This is a genomic window from Priestia sp. SB1 (assembly GCF_038898415.1).
The window spans coordinates 201,786-221,126 of record NZ_JBBJSS010000005.1 but is presented as its reverse complement, the minus strand read 5'-3'; the positions used below and the strand labels follow the sequence as shown (position 1 = coordinate 221,126).

19 protein-coding genes are annotated in these 19,341 nt (G+C 37.3%); 17 read left to right on the top strand and 2 right to left on the bottom strand.

Going from position 1 to position 19,341, the window contains the following annotated elements:
* The first annotated feature begins 48 nt into the window (after positions 1-48).
* From WKH56_RS19325 to WKH56_RS19285, 9 genes are all read left to right on the top strand, one after another.
* On the top strand, positions 49-1,035 hold the full coding sequence (locus WKH56_RS19325; RefSeq protein WP_033579574.1) for a branched-chain amino acid ABC transporter permease: 987 nt from the start codon (positions 49-51) through the stop codon (positions 1,033-1,035).
* 9 nt (positions 1,036-1,044) lie between these two features.
* Positions 1,045-2,331, top strand: a complete 1,287-nt coding sequence (locus WKH56_RS19320) for a branched-chain amino acid ABC transporter permease (protein ID WP_310883911.1) — start codon at positions 1,045-1,047, stop codon at positions 2,329-2,331.
* Between the two features lie 12 nt (positions 2,332-2,343).
* Positions 2,344-3,141, top strand: coding sequence for an ABC transporter ATP-binding protein (locus WKH56_RS19315; RefSeq protein WP_048019042.1), 798 nt, complete (start codon positions 2,344-2,346; stop codon positions 3,139-3,141).
* On the top strand, positions 3,138-3,845 hold the full coding sequence (locus WKH56_RS19310; RefSeq protein WP_048019043.1) for an ABC transporter ATP-binding protein: 708 nt from the start codon (positions 3,138-3,140) through the stop codon (positions 3,843-3,845). The genes WKH56_RS19315 and WKH56_RS19310 overlap by 4 nt, the downstream gene beginning before the upstream one ends.
* A gap of 299 nt (positions 3,846-4,144) precedes the next feature.
* Entirely contained in the window at positions 4,145-5,053 is a 909-nt protein-coding gene (locus WKH56_RS19305; RefSeq protein WP_168760962.1) for a hypothetical protein, read from the top strand.
* Between the two features lie 216 nt (positions 5,054-5,269).
* Positions 5,270-6,367, top strand: coding sequence for an acyltransferase (locus WKH56_RS19300; protein ID WP_310883910.1), 1,098 nt, complete (start codon positions 5,270-5,272; stop codon positions 6,365-6,367).
* 121 nt (positions 6,368-6,488) lie between these two features.
* Positions 6,489-7,025: a sigma-70 family RNA polymerase sigma factor gene (locus WKH56_RS19295; protein WP_048019045.1), complete on the top strand. Its 537-nt coding sequence runs from the start codon at positions 6,489-6,491 to the stop codon at positions 7,023-7,025.
* Between the two features lies 1 nt (position 7,026).
* A complete protein-coding gene (locus tag WKH56_RS19290) occupies positions 7,027-7,425 on the top strand; it encodes a PadR family transcriptional regulator (protein ID WP_048019046.1) in 399 nt (132 codons plus the stop codon).
* Positions 7,422-8,696: an FtsW/RodA/SpoVE family cell cycle protein gene (locus WKH56_RS19285; protein ID WP_310883909.1), complete on the top strand. Its 1,275-nt coding sequence runs from the start codon at positions 7,422-7,424 to the stop codon at positions 8,694-8,696. Before WKH56_RS19290 ends, WKH56_RS19285 begins: the two co-directional genes overlap by 4 nt.
* Before the next feature lie 10 nt (positions 8,697-8,706).
* On the opposite strand, the gene WKH56_RS19280 is transcribed toward WKH56_RS19285, so the two are convergent.
* Positions 8,707-8,994 (bottom strand): hypothetical protein, encoded by a 288-nt coding sequence (locus WKH56_RS19280; RefSeq protein ID WP_048019048.1) that lies wholly within the window; start codon positions 8,992-8,994, stop codon positions 8,707-8,709.
* A 222-nt stretch (positions 8,995-9,216) separates the two neighbouring features.
* Here WKH56_RS19280 and WKH56_RS19275 point away from each other — a divergent pair, with 222 nt between their 5' ends.
* From WKH56_RS19275 to WKH56_RS19265, 3 genes are all read left to right on the top strand, one after another.
* Positions 9,217-9,705 carry a GyrI-like domain-containing protein gene (locus tag WKH56_RS19275; RefSeq protein WP_033579408.1) on the top strand — a complete coding sequence of 163 codons (489 nt, stop codon included), beginning with the start codon at positions 9,217-9,219 and terminating at the stop codon, positions 9,703-9,705.
* A gap of 93 nt (positions 9,706-9,798) precedes the next feature.
* Complete coding sequence (locus tag WKH56_RS19270) at positions 9,799-10,089, top strand: hypothetical protein (protein WP_013057601.1); 291 nt, start codon at positions 9,799-9,801, stop codon at positions 10,087-10,089.
* Between the two features lie 324 nt (positions 10,090-10,413).
* The gene (locus WKH56_RS19265; protein WP_033579407.1) at positions 10,414-10,872 is read left to right on the top strand and encodes a hypothetical protein; all 459 of its coding nucleotides are present in this window, start codon (positions 10,414-10,416) and stop codon (positions 10,870-10,872) included.
* 41 nt (positions 10,873-10,913) lie between these two features.
* Here the strand turns inward: WKH56_RS19265 and WKH56_RS19260 are convergent, their stop codons facing one another.
* Positions 10,914-12,134, bottom strand: coding sequence for a DUF418 domain-containing protein (locus WKH56_RS19260; RefSeq protein ID WP_048019049.1), 1,221 nt, complete (start codon positions 12,132-12,134; stop codon positions 10,914-10,916).
* A 165-nt stretch (positions 12,135-12,299) separates the two neighbouring features.
* Between WKH56_RS19260 and WKH56_RS19255 the strand changes: the two genes are divergently transcribed.
* From WKH56_RS19255 to sucA, 5 genes are all read left to right on the top strand, one after another.
* On the top strand, positions 12,300-13,196 hold the full coding sequence (locus WKH56_RS19255) for an NAD-dependent epimerase/dehydratase family protein (RefSeq protein ID WP_028412863.1): 897 nt from the start codon (positions 12,300-12,302) through the stop codon (positions 13,194-13,196).
* A gap of 121 nt (positions 13,197-13,317) precedes the next feature.
* On the top strand, positions 13,318-13,764 hold the full coding sequence (locus tag WKH56_RS19250; protein ID WP_033579404.1) for an OsmC family protein: 447 nt from the start codon (positions 13,318-13,320) through the stop codon (positions 13,762-13,764).
* A gap of 139 nt (positions 13,765-13,903) precedes the next feature.
* Entirely contained in the window at positions 13,904-15,448 is a 1,545-nt protein-coding gene (locus WKH56_RS19245) for an MDR family MFS transporter (protein ID WP_048019051.1), read from the top strand.
* Positions 15,449-15,514: 66 nt separating this feature from the next.
* Positions 15,515-16,102, top strand: a complete 588-nt coding sequence (locus tag WKH56_RS19240; RefSeq protein ID WP_028412866.1) for a PadR family transcriptional regulator — start codon at positions 15,515-15,517, stop codon at positions 16,100-16,102.
* Positions 16,103-16,466: 364 nt separating this feature from the next.
* Positions 16,467-19,328 carry a 2-oxoglutarate dehydrogenase E1 component gene (gene sucA / locus WKH56_RS19235; protein WP_033579402.1) on the top strand — a complete coding sequence of 954 codons (2,862 nt, stop codon included), beginning with the start codon at positions 16,467-16,469 and terminating at the stop codon, positions 19,326-19,328.
* The last annotated feature ends 13 nt before the right edge of the window (positions 19,329-19,341 follow it).

The window sequence follows — 19,341 nt, the reverse complement described above, 5'->3', positions numbered from 1 at the left end:
CTTTCTTTTCTTAAAATTGATTTTATAAGACGAAAGGGACGAGGTTATATGTTTGCTCATATTATACAAACGCTGCCGCAAGTGTTAATCGACGGACTAACATTAGGAGCTGTATATGCAATTATTGCCCTAGGTTATACGATGGTATATGGCATTTTAGAACTCATCAATTTTGCACACGGCGAAATTTTTATGTCAGGGGCCTTTATCGGAACCGCTATTTTAATAGGATTAACAGGCGTAGGTTGGATTGCAGCTTTTCCAGCTGTTGTGACGTTAATTTTAGTTCTTCTTATTACGAGTGTTGCGACTGGGTTTCTTGGTATGGGAATTGAAAGAGTGGCTTATCGCCCCCTACGCAAGTCTTCTAAACTGATTACACTTATTACAGCTATCGGAATGTCGTTTCTATTACAGGATTTTGTGCGCTTCATTACGGAACTTAAGAATGGGAATTATATTGTTAATACCCCTGCTTTATTTTCAGGCAAAGTATCGGTTAACGCTTCTTCTCTTTCATCATCATTTGATGATGCTACATTTAAAGTAACGTTTATCGTAGTGTTAATTGTTGCTCTTTGCTTAATGATCGGACTCGAAATTTTCGTCAATCGAACCAAATGGGGAATGGCAATGAGAGCCGTAGCTCAAGATCCCGATACGGCTTCACTCATGTCCATTAATGTAAACAAAGTTATTTCTCTTACTTTTTTTATTGGTTCGGCTTTAGGGGGAGCAACCGGCGTGTTATTTGCGCTTCATTACGGAACAATTGACCCTTACATTGGTTTCATATTAGGATTAAAGGCTTTTACAGCAGCAGTTTTAGGAGGAATAGGCAATATACGAGGCGCAATGTTTGGAGGGCTAATGCTTGGCATTCTTGAAATGTTTGCAGCTGCGAATTTATCAACAATTACCGGCAATGTTTTAGGAGCAGAGTATAAAGATGTATTTGCATTTGCTATTTTGATTTTGGTGTTAATTTTTAAACCAGAAGGCTTATTTGGAAAAGCCGTTACAGAAAAAGTGTAGGTGATGACGATGAAAAAATTAATGAGTAGGCTTGAAGGAAACAAAAAGGCGCAAATCATTTTATTTTTTATATATGTAATTGCAACAAGCGGTAGTTTAATGCTTGCCCAAAAGTCCGTCGTCGCATTTTTACTTCTTTTATTTTCATTATTACTTCTGTACTTTATGTCTCTTTCTACTAAATTAAAATGGCTAATAGCAGGGGTCATTTTAATTGTGTTGCTTCCTTTTTCAGCTAGCCAAGGCCCTGCTTATGAATCATATATGGAAGTATCTACGCTAGTAGGCATTTATGTTGCTATGGCACTTGGGTTGAACATTGTAGTCGGATTGGCCGGATTATTGGATTTGGGATTTGTTGCTTTCTTTGCAGTTGGGGCTTACACGTATGGAATTTTCGCGACTAATCAAGCTGCTAATTTTATGCCTTTTGGTACGTACCCATTATCAGGAGAAAGCTTTTGGTTTTTTATCATTGCAGGGTGCCTAATAGCCGCTTTATTTGGAGTTTTGCTTGGTATACCTGTGCTGCGCGTAAAAGGAGACTATCTAGCTATCGTTACGCTTGGATTCGGGGAAATTATTCGAATTGTGTTTAACAATTTGGATAAACCGATCAATATTACAAACGGGGCAATGGGGCTGTCCTCCGTGACGCCGCCTTCTATTTTTAGGATTAATTTAGTATATCCAAGTCAGTTCTATTATGTAGTATTAGTCATCTTAGCTGCGGTTATTTTTATTGTACGGCGATTTGAATATTCTAAAGTAGGACGATCGTGGAAAGCGGTTCGTGAAAATGAAATTGCCGCTCAAGCGATGGGAATTCACCTTGTTAGAACAAAGCTGCTTGCGTTTGCTATTGGTGCATCATTTTCAGGCATGATGGGAGTTGTTTTTGCCGCGAAGCAAACGTTTGTCGATCCAACCAGCTTTACGCTGTTAGAATCTATTACGATTTTAGTGATGGTTATTTTAGGAGGAATGGGGAGCGTTCCGGGCGTCATACTTGGAGCAGCGGTTGTAACCATTCTTAATCTTCAAGTATTAACGGAGCTCACGGATTGGTTTAATCAGCTGAGCTTAAACGGAGTTATCTCTATACCGGATGCACTTTCGCCAGCTAAAATGCAGCGATTTATCTTTGGCGGACTTCTTATTTTATTTGCTCTATACAGGTCTCAGGGATTGCTTCCTGCTAAACAGCCTACGTTCGATTTGAAAGAGCTGAAAGAAGAAGCTGAAGAAGAAATACAGCCTGTGATTTCAACGGCTAAGAAAAACGTCAATCTATAGAGGTGAAAGAAATTGTCTATTTTAGAAGTGAAAAATGTAACCAAGACCTTTGGCGGTTTAGTTGCCAATCAAGACGTAACAATGGATATTCAAAAAAATTCAATAACAGCTGTAATAGGACCAAACGGCGCTGGAAAGACCACGTTTTTTAATATGGTGACAGGTGTTTATCAGCCAACCTCAGGTGATATTATGTTAAATGGTCAATCCATAACAGGGCTAAAACCTCACAGCGTATCAAAACAAGGGATTTCTCGGACATTTCAAAACATCAGGTTGTTTAGTAATATAACGGTTTTAGAAAATGTGTTAGTTGGGATGCACAACCATTTGAAAGCAACTACTTTTGAAACGCTGTTGAATTTACCTCGAGCAAGAAGAGCGGAAAAAGCAGCTAAAAAAGAAGCGTATAAGCTGTTGGAATACGTTGGGCTAGAAGCTTTATATAACGAAGTAGCCACTAACTTATCATATGGAGCGCAGCGCCGACTCGAAATTGCGAGAGCGTTAGCTACTAGACCCTCACTGTTATTATTAGACGAACCGGCTGCTGGTATGAATCCGCGTGAAACAAAAGAGCTGACGGATCTTATTCACACGATACGAAGAGACCGGGAAATAACCATTTTATTAATTGAGCATGACATGAAGCTCGTCATGGGAATTTCTGATCATATTATTGTATTAGATCATGGAATAAAAATTGCAGAAGGAAATGCTGAACATATCCGTACGCACCCGAAAGTGATCGAAGCCTATTTAGGAAAAGGAGCGGCAGAGGAGATAGAAAGGAAGGAGAAAAGCACATGACTCTACTAAAGTTAACTGAAGTTGACACCTTTTACGGAGGAATTCAAGCGCTTAAAGGAATATCGATTGATGTAGAAGAAGGAGAAATTGTGACTCTTATTGGAAGCAATGGAGCCGGTAAATCTACCACATTAAAGTCCATTAGCGGTCAAGCTCCTGTCAAAGCAGGTAGTATCGTGTATAAAGGCACCCACATCACGAAATTCCCTCCTCACCAAACGGCCCGGCTAGGAATAGCTCACGTACCAGAAGGAAGAAAAATTTTCCCTAAGATGACGGTAAAAGAAAATTTAACGATTGGAGCCTTCTCACTTTCTAATAAAAAAATAATAGAAGAAAATATGGCTAGAGTACTCACATATTTTCCGAGATTAAAAGAAAGGCTGACTCAAAAAGGAGGAACGATGAGCGGCGGTGAACAGCAAATGCTAGCTATCGGGCGAGCGCTTATGATGAACCCTTCTATGCTTATGCTAGATGAACCTTCTATGGGGCTTGCTCCCATCATTGTAGAACAAATATTTGAAATCATTATGGAATTAAATAAAAGCGGAATGACCATTTTGCTCGTTGAACAAAACGCTTATCAAGCACTGCAAATCGCGCACCGAGGCTACGTGATTCAAACGGGAGAAATTATTTTGCAAGGAAAAGGACCGGAATTAATTCACAATGAAAAAATAAAAGAAGCTTATTTAGCTTAAAAAATAAACCGCATCGCGTTTTAACGCTGCGGTTTATTTTTGTTCACAGGGGATGATTTGGATAAAGCAGGTAAGCATTGCTATTATCTGGTTTAGTTTCTTAATTAAGTAGGGAACGTTTAAAATAAGATTATTGAATAAGTGAGTAATTAGATAACCTCCTAGATGAAAGGAATGCTTCCATTTAAAGCTTTTTCATAAAAAACAAAAAAAGCTGAAACTTTTTTCATCAAAAAACGTTTATAAAGTAATAGAAAAAAATAGGTACGGTTATTTACACTCAAAAAGGAAGTGAGAGCGTGGCGACGCTGAAAACTAATTATTTGACTGACTTATGCTTAATCTATAGAGAAAGTCAATTTTATGTAATGCAAATACCTAGTTTCTACAAAAAAATGGCTAGCAAATACTTTCAGTTTCAGCCCCAAGAAAAAATAATTGCGTATTTACACAGCTCTTTTATAGCGGGCCTAGATAAAAGGGGAATTTGCTTTACAAATAAGGGGATTTACTGGAAAAGCAGAGGGATGAAAAAAGGAAAAATGTTATGGGAAGATTTCGCTAACATTCAATCCATTACCATTCGAAAAGAAGAAATGATTTGTTTTAATGACGTGGAGAAATTTCAAGTCAATCAAAACGATTACTCAGCTAGAAAGCTAGTATCTCTATTAAAAAAAATCAAGAAATTTATTCGCACTCATACACATGAATATATGTGTCAAGACTATATATATCCATGTGTATCCTCAAAAGAATTAACTTCTATTTGTTCATCTTTTCAAATTCATCAAACACCTGATCCAAAAGATGTGTTGTCGGTAGCAGGACAACTATGTGAAGAAGTTGAAAAAGAGATGCGAAACAGGCTCTATTTACCTGCAAAAGAAAAAATTGTAGCTCATTTAAATACATATCCTCTTCAAAAAACCGAGGGCATTACCGTTTGTTCTAAAGGAATTTATTTCTCAAAATCTTTTAAAACAGTTTATTACCCTTGGCACTTATTTCGCCACGTGAGTATTTCAGTGGAAACAGAGGAATTAAAAATTGCTAAAAAACATTCGTTATCTCTCAACTCAGCTGCCGTATCAAGCGGAGAAGTAATGCTGTTTCTCAAACAAATTAAACAGCATGTGCAGGCTTTGCATGAAAAAGAAATCGATATTAAACAAGATAATAAGTTTGCATGGAAAATGTTAATTTAAAAAACAGGTTACCGATAATCTGTTTTTTGTTTTGTAGTTCTTTAGAATCATTTATTTGGAATATTGAAAGACATCATACAAGTAAACAAGACTAGAATATTGGAAGTTAAGAAAATTTTTCCATGACTATAAGGTTAATTTTACCAAAATTTCTTTTTCGTTTGGATAATTATGCTAAAATAGAGCTCGAGTTTATTTTAAGGAGCTGACAACAAGATGGAACGTAATTATTCAATTGATTTTATTAAGTTTTTTGCTACAGTGTTTGTGGTTTGTATTCATGTTAATCCATCACATGACGATTTCTTTTTAGGGAACCAGGAAAATGTGCTAGATGTCATTGTTGACACATTTGCACGATTCGCGGTTCCTTTTTTCTTTATTGTATCAGGGTATTTGTTTATGAATAAAATTCAAAAACATCCAAAACCTTCTGCATACTTAAAAAAATACACGTGGAATATTTCAAAGCTTTATGCATGTTGGTTCATCTTTTATTTATTGTTTGGTGTAGTTCTGCGCTTATTTCAGAACCATGGAACATTAGCAGAGCGAAAAGATGCAGTAGCTGATTATTTAACATCATCCATCACATTCAAAGATATCTTTTATTATGGAAGTGACACAAGCGGATTTCAGCTTTGGTACTTGATTGCGTTAATTTGGGCTGTTGTCATCGTTTTCTTATTTCAAAGATGGAAAAAGATCGGTTTATTAATGCTTATCAGCACCGTATTATATGTAACTGGGTTATTTGGACAGTCTTATTCTTTATTTTTTCCACTTTCTTTTCAAACGAGAGATGCCCTGTTCTTTGGTTTGTTCTATACAGTATTAGGAGCTATGTTTGCCCTATACGGCCAGCGAATTCTATCAGTATTAAACGTAAGGCCAATGATTTATTTAGCCAGCTTTTTTGTGTTTTCAGCGTTAGAGATCGCCGAGCGCTACTGGTTGGTTAATATCCAGCACAGCAAGCCCGGAGACTATTTTATTTCTACGATTTTTTTATCAGCATCATTGTTTTTATTCGTATTAAGCAGTCCAAGTCTTGGCAAAAACTCGTTTTTTTCAAAGGTTGGGAAAAATTCAGTTGGCATTTATGTCGTGCATATATGTATATTAAATGAGACCTATCGATTGCTTCGTTCCATAGATTCTTCTTTCTTTACAAATAGTATCGTCGCATATGTACTTATCGTCCCAGCAGTTTTTTGGTGCTCGTACTATTTATACAGAGGGATTCAATGGACAAAGGGAAAATTACATGCAAAGCCGCACAAACATTCGTTTACAAAGCTACAGCATAAATAAGAAAAGCACCGGAGCAAGGGACTGACCCCAAAGCTTCCGGTGTTTTTTTGATAAAAAATAAGTAATTTAAAACCTAATTGGCTTGAGCTTCGTCTAATGTATTGAAAAAGAGGTGAGTGAAGTGAACGATTTGCTATTTGCATTAGTAGAGCAAGAAGAGTATGAAATTCTTTTAGAAGAGGCTATGAATGAATATGGTCAATCCATCTTGCAGCTTGTATATTCTTACGTGCGAAATTCTACTGTTAGTGAGGATTTGACACAAGAAATTTTTGTGAAGTTTTATAATTCTCTTTCTACGTATTCTAAGCAATCTAGTTTGAAAACTTGGTTATGGCGCATTGCTATTAATCACTGCAAAGATTATTTAAAAAGTTGGTACGTGCGAAAAATGCAATTTACAGAACATATACATACGATTTTTGAATCAAGCAAAGAAATGATCGAAGAAGAAATGGTAAAAAAAGAGGAGTCTGAAGAATTGGTTCAAACTGTAATGAGTCTTCCATTAAAGTATAGAGAACTCATTTATCTACATTATTTCGAAGAATACACAATTAAAGAAATAGCTGAGCTTTTATCTATTAATTCTAATACGATTAAAACACGATTACGGCGCGGAAAAGAATTGTTAAAACAAATGATAGAGGAGGGCTAATATGGATGAAAGATTACGTCATCTAAAAGGCTCAATGAAGCAATCTGTATTCCAAAACCTGCAGTTTACTGACAAGCACAAGCAAGCTATTAAGCGACAAATAAAACAAGAAAACATTTTACTGCCAGCGCTACAGCTTCTGTCAGTTGAAAAAAATGGAATAGAACTTGTTCAAAAATTACGGAGTAGAGGAATTCAAGAGTTTGATGAACAAGAAGGGTTTGTGTACATTCTGCTGCATCAGCTTGAGCAAAAATCATACGTAACAAGCCGCTGGAAAGAAGATCAGAAGAAATACTATCAGCTGAATAGTAAAGGTAAAAAGGTAATGAAAAGCTTAGAAAATGGAAGTCAACGATCAGCTTTTGTCCTTCAAGGGTTATTAGGAGGAGGACAATGAAAAAAGAAGAATTTTTACAGTCAATTACTCAAGAAATAAAACATAAAGAAGCAAAAGAAGCAGTGCATCAAGAGCTTGATGCCCATATTAAAAACTTAGAACGAGAATCTATTCAGCGCGGTGTTTCTCAAGAGGAAGCTGAAAAAAAAGCTGTTGAACAAATGGGCAGTTCAGCGGAACTAAGCAGACGCTTTCAAAAGCTATACCGCACAAAGATTGATTGGATCTTAGTTTCATTATTTGTTGCAGCGTTAGGCTTAGGAATGTTGACAATTAAGCTAGGTTCATCTATATCAATGGAAACCAAACTTATTACTGCATTAATTGGACTAGCCCTGACAGCAGTATGTGCTTTTCAAAACTACCGCAAGTGGAGAGAGTGGGGGTGGGTAGCATTTATAGCTCCTACACTCCTCCTTGTAGTATTTAATCTGCATATATTGCCAGAAAGGATTCAACCAAACGTTCAAGGTACAACCGTAGTAAACCTATCTTTTTTTAGCCTAGATTTAAATTTCATTTTAATATTTTATTTAATAGGTTGGGGATATATTTTACAACGTAGGTCATGTAACGTTCCCATTATAGCAGTACTATTTATTTTAACCATAGTCTTATACGGGCGTTTAACTAGTATTCCTAATGTGATGATGTACATCATCATGATCGCTTCTATGTTTATATTTAGTGCTCGTAAACATGCTAAAAAGATCACTTTGTTGTTTCTACTCACACTGTTTATAATTATAGCCGTTATGCTGCTCCTTTCAGGAAGCTCTTATTACTTAAGTCGTCTATCAATTGTGTTGCATCCAGGGAAAGATCCAGCAGGGGCAGGCTACGTCCCTGTACATCTTTCTCGCCTGTTCCATCAGGCTGAGTGGCTTCCTCAAGCTAATCCATCAGAGGGATACCGAATAGGTGGGATCGACACAGAATTTGTATATGCAGGTTTGACCTATGCCTACGGCTGGGGAATTTCAATTTTTATTATGCTAGTGTTGAGTGCTTTATTAGTAAAAATGATACTGTTAATTAAACAGATTCGCGATCCGTTTGGAAAAATGCTTGTTTCCGGAAGCGTAAGCGTGTATGCATTTCAGTTGCTTTATAATTTAGGTATGTCGTTTAATCTCCTCCCAATTATGGGTGTATGGTTGCCATTTATAAGTTATGGTATGGGTCCCACAATTGCAAATGCGGTGTTCATTGGCATTGTGCTTAGTATATATAAAACAAAAGATATACCGATAAAAGAGCTGGCTAACTAAGCCAGCTCTTTTATGATGCAATAGCATACAAAAGCTGCTTTTGCATTCTAGGAGATAAAGGAATATTTTGATACAATTCGTAAATATGATGTTCGTTCCGGTGATAACAAATCCAATCCTTGTACGTTCCTTTTAAGAAGATGCGAAAAAACACGATTCGCTTATTCGTGCCGCCTGTTTTTAATTCAATTTTCAAATCATCTGTTTCTAATGTATACTGTACTGTAGAAGAGGAGAGAGCAAGTTTAGTTGTTTTTTTACTTGTTTTAATGAATTCGGCAAGTTCAATGATCTTCATTTTTTTACCTCACTCTATTGTAAATTAGGGGTATCTTATACGTATGATGTGTACAAAGAAAATAGAATCGTTTTTTTTATAGTTTAGAAGAATGATCTTCAGCCCCTTCGTTAAGGGATTTGCATAAAAGGTTGACGTTTTCTTTGAATACAAATAAAATGCATATTAAGAAGTATTTCCCTCATTGTAACTACAGAAAAAGAAGAATTAAGGGGGCTCAATATGTTGACTGACTTAGTCGTAAGTCAAAAAGTAGTCAAGGTAAATGAATTTACTGTTGTAGGAGTGCCTATTCGAACAGATGAACCTGTGGAAGAAACGGGCACAGGTCTTATTCCTGAGCACTGGCAGACTTTTTATAAACAACAGTTAGCTAATAAAATCGCCAATAAAGTAAATGGTAATACATTTGCTCTTTATACAGAATTTGAATATAATCAAAAAATGGATTTTACATTTGCTCTAGGATATGAAGTTTTACCTGGCGGCGAACTCAAAGATGATATGAGAGAGTTCATCATCCCAGAAGGTGAATATATGGTGTTTACAACAGCTGTTGGGCCAGCTAGACAGGTAGTAGTAGAGGCTTGGGCTTATATTCGCGAGTGGGCTAAAAAAAATCATCGTGCCTATAAAATAGACTTTGAATTATATGATGAACGCTGTATTGATCCTGAGTGCAGTCAAGTTGATATTTATGTTTCGATTTAATAGCTAGTTTTGCTAAGTAGTTAAGATGCAGATAAGCGTTTTTTGCTGCGTTCTTACTTTTGACGATAGGAATACAAAAGGGGTTTAGCGAGAGTGATCAGCAACGATTTATTACAAGCTTTAAAAGACGGATATAAACAGAGAATTAAATGGGTACTTATAAGTCAAATGGCACTGTTCATCACCGTAGCAGTCATACTTGTATCAAATTTTGTCACTAAATTTTCGTTTAACCAATTAAGCTTTATTTTTGTTTTGGTTAGTATAAGTTCGCTGTTATCAGGGGTAGAGCACGTATTGTTAAAACGTGAGAAGTGGCAATGGATTTTTGATTTTATTTTAGCTGCTTTTTTTATTGGTTTATCTATTTTTTTACACCGTTAAAGCGCCTGGTTCAGCGCTTTTTTATTTTGAACAGCTCAGCACACAAATTTCGGACCTTTCTAGTATAAACAAAACAAAAATAGGTATTTATGACGAAAATAGTCAGAAAATTTAGTAAAAAAATCTTGTATCTTGTCTTTATTTCGATTATGATAAGTTTACACCCTTCGTATTCACTTCTTTGGATGTCAGTACCTCTATTTTTACACTACAGAAAAGAGGTGAAGCCATTTCTTCAGTTTTCCTGCTAGCCTGCATATTAACCCTTTTAGCTATTTTATTTAGTAGCAACTACCCTCAAAATTAAAGGAGAGATCCGCGCTTATGTCAAAAGCTCCTGTAAAAAACGATATTGAACTTCAACTATCTGAAACGCACTTTTTTCAACTGCTTGATTTAATTTATTTAGGTAACTGGATGGTCACAGCATGTTCTGGAGTGGAAGATGAGCATGCACAGGAATATACGGATGTAGAAAAACAAATGTTTTCACATGCAGAGCCTTTCCTTGAAAAAGGACCTTTTCACACGCTAAACAGTGAGGTTATGTTTACAGAAGAACATGAAGATTCTCTTCAAGATATTATTGGAGAATACGATAACGAAGTGTTTTGGGAAGCGCTAGCCTATCGCATGGCTAAACGAGATGTGATAGAGCAAATAGGACCCACTAAAGAAATAAAAAATGAAGTTTTTATGCAAATTTTTCATCGAGAAATGGATTATATACGAGAGTTTGAGACAAATGGAATTAAACGAATAACTATACCGCCTTTGCAGTAAAGGAGACAAATCGGCTTTCAACCTTGAAGGCCGATTTGCTGTTAAGCTGAAGCTTTTCTATTCCGCCTGAGAGGCGGGAGAGATCGGTATGTAAAGCTCCGCCATAACCATTCACACGGACCGTAATAGAAATAATAAAGCCACCACTTATTAAGAAAAAGCTGGAGTGTATAGATGATGAGACAAATAACCGTGCTTTCCGTTAAGGTAAGAGTTCCGTATAAACCAAAGACTCGAACCATCCACAGGCAAATTAAAGTTTGGCTAAGGTAAGTTGTTAATGCCATTGTTCCACTATACTTAAAAAGACCCAGCATTGAAGCGTAAGGAGAAAATTGCAGGAATAACAGTAAGGTGGTAAGATAAAAAAAACATAGAAAAATGCCGCTCAAACTTGTAAAAAGGTGAATGGCCGCTTGCTGATAGAGTTCGTATCTTAAAATCTCTGTTTTTAGCATGGCCAGAATAATAGTTAAAGTGAAACCTGCTGCGCCTGTTATTGACTGAATTTTCTTGAAAAAAGAACGATTTTGTTCGATATTATGTACCAATCCTTTTTTAGCCGTATATAAGCCAAATAACAACATAGAAAATACGGGAAAGATAGAAAACGGTAGATTTAATAGCATAGGCACCACTTCAACATTCAAACGATAAAACAGCCAAGATAAATAGTCTGCTTGCCTGTAGGTGGATAAATATTGGGTTAAGACATGTTCATGTAAAGCTTTATACTCCCACTGAGCCTCCTGCAAGACGTGTGCTGGAGTAAAAAACTGCATACAAGCCAAAAGATAAAAAAAGCATAGCAAGCCTATTGCCCACAGCAAAATCGTCTTAGCTTTTCGATTGTAAAAAAAGAATAATAAAAGACCGCCAATAGCATACACATGCAAAATGTCTCCATACCAGAAAAAGACAAGATGAAAAAGCCCGATTAATAGCAAAGCAGCCATTCTTCTTGACCATAAAGCAGCGGCAAAGTACTGCTTTTCTTCAGCTCTATGCAAAAAAATTCCGCATCCAAGTCCAAACAAAAAAGAAAAGATGGTAAAAAACTTCCCTTGGACAAACAGCTGCAAGAATAAATCAATATAAGCATCTATTCCTTCATACTTATAAGAAACATTGTACAGCTGAAAAATAAATATCGGAGAAGTAAAAGCCGGTATATTCACTAAAAAAATGCCCAGCAAAGCAATGCCCCGAATAATATCAAGAATAACAAGACGTTCGTTAAGGGGAAGTGGAGAAGGATTCATCGCTGTCGCTCCTTTTGGTTAGATATGTACATCTTAACACGGCAGTGGCGAAAAAATAGGTGGAAGTACAAAAAAATAAGCGGAAAGATTCATAGCTTTATGGATGAAAAAGTTGGATAATAATGGTATGGTCACCCATATCAAATATGAAAGGTGGAGAAAAAGATGAAAACAGCACTTGTGTTAGGTGGAACGCGTTTTTTCGGAAAAAATTTAGTTCAGACATTGCTTTCTAAAGGAGTACAGGTTACGTTAGCAACGCGAGGTAAAACACCGGATGATTTCGGCGACCGAGTTGAGCGAATTTTTCTTGATCGTGTAGAAAAAGATTCTGTAATCGAAACAACAAGAGGAAGAAAATGGGATGTTATCTTCGATCAAATATGCTATTCTTCACACGGCGCAGCTGTTGCTGTTGAAGCTTTTCGTCATAGTACGAGTCACTATGTACTTACCTCGACTCTTTCAGTATATGGTTCTTTAGAAAAAACGTGTTATGAAGAAGATTTTGATCCATACAAGTATCCTATTTCATATACACGCCGTGAAAATATTTCCTATCAAGAAGGAAAACGCCAAGCCGAGGCAGTATTCTTTCAAAAAGCACCGTTTTCGGTAACAGCTGTCCGTTTTCCAATTGTCATGGGAAAAGATGATTATACGGACCGCTTGCGTTTTCACATAGAAAAAATTATGCATGGAGAAGAAATTGGTGTACCGGCTATTGAAGCAGAAATGAACTTCATTTCACAGGAAGAAGCAGGTGAATTTTTAGTTTGGTGTGCAGAACAGAAGCTAAAAGGGCCGATTAACGCTTGTTCAAATGGTACCATTTCACTCAAAAATTTATTTTCATATATTGAACAAGCAGCGGATAAAACAGCAAGAACAACCTCTCGTTTAACGGATGAAAATAGTTCTCCGTACGGAGTAGATCATTCTTGGACGATGAGCAATGAAAAAGCTAGCTTTTGGGGATATTCATTTACGAACCTGCAGGACTGGCTGCCTTCATTAATCAAAACTGTCGTTGAAAGCGAAAAGAAAGTACCTTTAAGTTAGAGAACAACAAAGACTGCACGTTTAGCAGTCTTTTTGCTGTTACAAGCAGAACATTTTTATTTTATGAGCAAAAAAGGTACGCTAAGTATACATCATTATATAGAAGAAAGAAGGATACACTATGGCAAAACATCACTTTCATTTGCAAGCAAATTGGCCAGGAGGCCGAAATGAAGTGGGAACAATTGAAGCAGGGCAATTAAAAACAAACATTTCTATTCCACCAGAAATGGACGGGCCAGGAGCCGGGACAAATCCAGATGAAATGCTGCTAGGAGCAGCAGCCACCTGCTACATTATCACGCTTGCAGCGATGCTAGAAAGAAGTGGAATCCATCAGGAGGCTTTAACGATGGAATCAGAAGCTATCGTGGACGTAACGAATGGTGTGTTTACGTACGAAAAAATCATTCATAAACCTCACGTGATCGTCACACCTGAATTCGCGGCCCAAGAAGAGAAAATCAATCGACTTATAAAAAAAGCAGAAACGTCCTGTATGATTTCAAGAGCCATTCAAGGAAATGTAGAGATCGAATTAGAACCTCAGTTCACAGTAAAAGCGTAATGAATCCATTACGCTTTTGTTATGTTTATTTCTAAAAAATAGCACATTTAAGATTGTAAAATACTCAAATTTGAATATAATAATTTAAGTAGCTATCATTTCTGTTCATCAAAAAGATGACGCGAAAGGAGGAACTGAAATGGTTTCATCAGAAAAACATATTCGTTTTATCGTAGCAGGATTGCTGCTCGGTATTTTTATGTCAGCCATGGATAATACCATCGTAGCGACGGCTATGGGGAAAATCATTTCTGATCTAGGCGGATTAGATAAGTTTGTTTGGGTTACGTCCGCTTATATGGTTGCCGTGATGGCAGGTATGCCGATATTTGGTAAACTATCTGATATGTACGGCCGTAAACGGTTTTTTATTTTTGGGTTAACCGTATTCTTACTTGGATCCGCGTTGTGTGGTTTAGCACAAAGCATTGTGCAGCTAAGTATTTACCGAGCGATTCAAGGAATTGGAGGAGGAGCGCTTCTTCCGATTGCTTTTACCATCGTATTTGATATTTTCCCTCCTGAAAAACGCGGGAAAATGACGGGATTATTAGGTGCCGTTTTTGGCTCAGCAAGCGTATTTGGTCCACTTCTCGGTGCTTACATTACGGAATACATCAGCTGGCACTGGGTGTTTTACGTGAACGTGCCAATTGGACTTTTATCGTTATTTTTTATTATGCGCTTTTATAAAGAGTCAAAAAGTCATAAAAAGCAAAAAATTGACTGGGCTGGTGCAGCCACTCTTGTCATTTCAGTAGTAAGTTTAATGTTTGCTCTTGAACTTGGAGGAAAAGAGTATGAGTGGTCTTCTCCGCAAATTTTATCTCTTTTTGCTATCTTTGCTGTGGCGCTGTCACTCTTCTTTTTTGTGGAAAAGCGCGCGCAAGAGCCGATTATTTCATTTTGGATGTTCAAGCGCCGTTTATTTGCAACATCACAAATTCTCGCTTTCTTATACGGAGCAACGTTTATTATTTTAACGGTATTTATTCCTATTTTCGTTCAAGCTGTCTACGGAGGTTCTGCTACAAATGCAGGTTTAATTTTAACTCCGATGATGTTAGGCTCAGTAGCAGGAAGTGCGATCGGCGGGATTTTTCTCACAAAAACAAGCTTCCGAAACTTGATGATTATGTCCGTTTTTTCATTTGCAGTAGGAATGTTCTTGTTAGGAACAATGGAACCTGATACACCTCGTTGGATGCTCACGGTATTTATGATTTTGACTGGATTTGGCGTAGGATTTAGCTTTTCTCTTTTACCAACGTCGTCAACTCATAAGCTAGATCCACAGTTTAGAGGTTCTGCCAACTCAACAAACTCATTTGCTCGTTCTTTAGGAATGACGCTGGGAGTTACGATTTTTGGAACGATTCAAAGCAATACATTTACAAATGAGCTGCAGCGCAATTTTCAAGGTATGGGAAATGGATCACAAGGAGCATTTTCTCAAATAGGAGATCCGAGTGCAGTTTTTCAATCAAGTGCCCGAAAGAGCATTCCGCCTCAAATATTAGATAAGATTGTTGATGCTATGTCTACATCGATCACGTATGCATTTATGCTTGCTCTTATTCCAATTGCAGTAGCTATTATTACTGTCTTTTTAATGGGAAATGAACGAGTGGAAGTTCCCCCTAAAAAGCGGGTAGAAGCTAAGGAACCGGCAGCTCAAAAATAGAAAAGGCACGAATTTATTCGTGCTTTTTTTACTAAATAAGATGCATATCAAGAGGTGAAAGGTGTTATGAGTGTTAAATTAGTCATACTGGGCTTATTAATGGAAGGAAATAAGCACCCTTATGAAATTCAGCAAACCATTAATGAAAGACAAATGAAGCACTATATTAAACTTGCAAGCGGTTCTTTATATTACGCTTTTGATACGCTCGAAAAAGATCAGCTGGTGAAAGTAGTCGATGTGATTCGAGAGACGAACAGACCTGAAAAGACCGTTTATTCTATCACGGATGCAGGAAGAGAAGAATTTGAACGCCTTTATTTTGAACAGCTGTTAAAAAAAGAGCATATGCATAGACCTGTTTATGCTGCTCTTTCATTTACTTCTTACGTGGATCAAAAAAAAGTGGCTTCTGCTTTAGAAAAAAAGATTGAGGAAACGGCAGCTTATTTAGAAAAAATGCAAAATTTGTACCAAGTTAAAAAGGTGGATCATTCCATTGCAAATCTGTCGATCATTATGCGCACGATTATGCATTTGAAAGTAGAACTAACTTGGTTCACTCATTTACTCGAAGCGGCGAAAAGCAGCAAGCTTACAGAAGTAGATGATGGTTATTTTAAAGACGTTGAAAAAATCGTAGATGAGTTTTAAAAAAAGAAGCAAAACACTGCTTCTTTTTTTTAATAGTCATAAAATATGTTTCAAGCAATTTAATTTTGCCAAAAGCTAGGTCAATAACAATTAATTAACACCTGATTCGACCTTTAATCAGCTTTACTTATAAAACGCTTTCAAAAAGTAGTAAGACTATTAAAAAAGTAAAAAAAATTAAAGAAATATAGCGATTTCATTTTGATTGACGAGTAAAAGAGTGGTAAAATATAAGCAGATATCAGATACACACGCAGTGAGATTTATCACTCGTTGTAAAGATGTCAGACGATAAGGTAATCGACATTCAAAATGGAAAGATTGTTGAGTACGACAATTATTATAACTCGTTGGGGGTTTTATCATGGGTAACGAAACGTCGAATAGAGGGGAGCCTTGGCAAGGATTTTTGGGTCCGAACTATGGCTATGTATTAGAACAGTATGAGTTATATGAAGAGCAGTCAGATCTAGTAGATCCAGACTTAAAAGAATTATTTGATTATTGGGGTGCTCCTCCATTAAACGAAAGTGAGCAGGTTCAGCAAGCTGAATACGCACAGGCTGCACCTTCAGCTAACACATCTAAAATTGCATCGGCTATTAAGCTAGCGGAAAACATCCGTGCTTATGGTCATCTATACGCGTCAATTAAGCCTCTTGAAAGCGAGAAGAAAGATCCTGTCTTGCTTCACTTGGAAGATTACAATTTAACGCAAGAAGATTTAAAATCAATTCCGGTTGATATTTTATGTACGAATGCGCCATCACACGTCAAAAATGGTTTAGACGCAATTAACTATTTAACAGATGTCTACACAAAAACCATTGCGTTTGAATTCCATCACGTACATAACATGGAAGAGAATAAGTGGCTGACTGATATGGTCGAGTCAGGTGCTATTTTCCAACCTCTTTCAAATGAGAAAAGAACTTCTGTATTAAAGCGTTTAACAGAAGTAGAAGGCTTTGAACAATTTTTACACCGTACATTTGTCGGACAAAAACGCTTTTCTATTGAAGGCGTAGATATGCTAATTCCACTTGTAGATGAACTGATTGCACGCTCAGTGGAAACAAGCCCAAAAACGGTTAATATCGGTATGGCTCACCGTGGACGTTTAAATGTATTAGCACACGTATTAGGCAAGCCGTATGAAATGATTTTTGCGGAATTCCAGCATGCGCCTAACAAGGAATTAGTTCCTTCAGAAGGTTCAATCGGTATCAACTACGGCTGGACGGGAGACGTAAAATATCACCTGGGTGCCGACAAACAAATTAAAGCAGAGAACACAGTTCGAGCTCGTTTGACATTGGCTAGTAACCCTAGTCACTTGGAGTTTGTTAATCCGGTTGTGGAAGGGTTTACAAGAGCGGCTCAAGATGAGCGTGATGTGAATGGATACCCGAAACAAGATGTAAAAAAATCGTTCGCGATTTTAATTCACGGAGATGCTGCGTTCCCTGGTGAAGGTATTGTACAAGAAACGCTGAACTTAAATCAATTGACTGGTTATCAAACAGGTGGAACAATCCACATTATTGCTAACAACATGATTGGATTTACAACAGAAAGCGTCGATTCTCGTTCAACAAAATATGCAAGTGACTTAGCAAAAGGGTTTGAAATTCCAATTGTTCACGTAAACGCGGATGATCCGGAAGCCTGTTTAGCGGCTGCTTATTTTGCTTATGAGTATCGCAGACGTTTTAACAAAGATTTCTTGATTGATTTAATTGGATACCGTCGATTTGGCCACAATGAAATGGATGAACCGTCTGTAACGCAGCCGAAGATGTATGAAATTGTGACAAAACGTCCAACCGTTCGTGCTATGTATGCAAAGCAGCTCGAAGAACAAAACGTTATTCAAAGCGGTCAAGCAGATCAAATTAATGAAGAGTTACAAGCGAAGTTAAAAGCAGCTTATGAGAAAGTACCGCCAAAAGCTGAAAAACAACATAGAATTATGGAAATGCCACAAGCAGTCTTCAAAGGAATTTCAGATATTGATACATCTGTTACAAAAGAAGAGCTGTTTGAAGTGAATCAAGAGCTAGTGAAATACCCTGAAGGATTTAACGTATTTCCAAAACTTGATCGTATCTTATCTAAACGTGCCAAAGCGTTTGAAGAAAATGAAAGCGTGGATTGGTCATTGGGTGAGGCATTTGCATTTGCTACGATTTTAAGAGACGGCACGCCAATTCGTATTACAGGCCAAGATTCTGAACGTGGTACGTTTGCACATAGACATCTTGTTCTTCATGATCATAAGACAGGGGATGTTTACTCACCACTACACGCAATGAAGAACGTAAGCGCTTCCTTTGATATTCGTAACAGTCCATTATCTGAAGGTTCAGTGCTTGGATTTGAATACGGCTATAATGTATTTGCTCCTGAAACGCTTGTTCTTTGGGAAGCACAATTCGGTGATTTTGCCAATGCAGGTCAAGTTATTATTGACCAGTTTATTGCAGCAGGTCGTGCTAAGTGGGGACAAAAATCTGGAATGGTCTTATTGCTGCCACATGGCCATGAAGGTCAAGGGCCAGAACACTCAAGCGCTCGTCTAGAACGTTATTTACAGCTAGCTGGAGAAAACAACTGGACAATCGCAAACGTAACAAGCGCTGCGCAATATTTCCACTTACTTCGACGACAAGCTGCCATTTTACAGCGCGAAGAAGTAAGACCGCTAGTAGTTATGACACCAAAAAGTTTGCTTCGTAATGCTTTTAGTGTGTCAAACCTTGAAGAGTTTACAAAAGGCTCTTTCCGCTTAGTAGTAGAACAGCCTGGATTAGGCAAAAAAGAAGATGCAGTTGAACGAATCGTTCTGTGCAGCGGAAAAATCAGCAGTGAGTTAACGGAACGCTTAAACAAAGCAGAAGATGATAAAGATTGGCTACACGTTCTTCGTCTAGAACAAATTTATCCGTTCCCAAGACGCGTAATTGCTGAAATCTTTGCTCGCTATAAAAATTTAAAAGAGATTGTCTGGTTACAAGAAGAGCCTGAAAACATGGGCGCATGGAACTATGTAGAAGATCGACTGCGTGAAGTAGCACCAGAAGGAGCTACTGTTGACTACATCGGCCGCACAAGACGCTCAAGTCCAGCTGAAGGAGATCCAACAGTTCACAGACAAGAACAAGAACGTATTTTACAAGATGCATTAACTAAAAATGAAATTGCTAACGACGTTGTTACACGATAAGGAAGGGGAATGA